This is a genomic window from Micromonospora sp. BS32, assembly GCF_059089345.1.
The window spans coordinates 1-385 of sequence record NZ_JBSSHR010000170.1; the positions used below are offsets into that span (position 1 = coordinate 1).

Sequence of the window (385 nt, forward strand, 5' to 3'; positions counted from 1 at the left end):
AGCAGGTAGTGGTCGAGGTCGACGACGTTGATCGCGTCGATGGCGGCACCGGTGTCCGCGTAGGCGGTGAGCAGCACCCGGCGCGCGCCGGGGTACACGTCCATCGCCTGCTCCAGGAACTCGATGCCGGTCATGTTCGGCATCCGGTAGTCGGCCAGGATCACCGCGACCAGGTCGCCGCGCAGCTTCATCTCCCGCAGCGCGTCCAGTCCGTCCTGGCCGGATTCCGCCCGCACCACGCGGTACCGCTCGCCGTAGCGGCGGCGCAGGTCCCGGGCGATCGCCCGGGAGACCCCGGGGTCGTCGTCAACGGTGAGGAGCGCGGCGCGGCGCGTGCCGGCGTCCGGCTCGGTCATCGGCATCCCGTCCCCTGCTGTCGTCCATG

1 protein-coding gene is annotated in these 385 nt (G+C 71.9%); it reads right to left on the bottom strand.

What is annotated here, in order from left to right; translation table 11 throughout:
• Positions 1-356 (bottom strand): response regulator (locus AC5RWQ_RS30760; protein WP_494286094.1); only part of this gene is annotated, 356 nt, incomplete at its 3' end.
• Positions 357-385 lie beyond the last annotated feature (29 nt).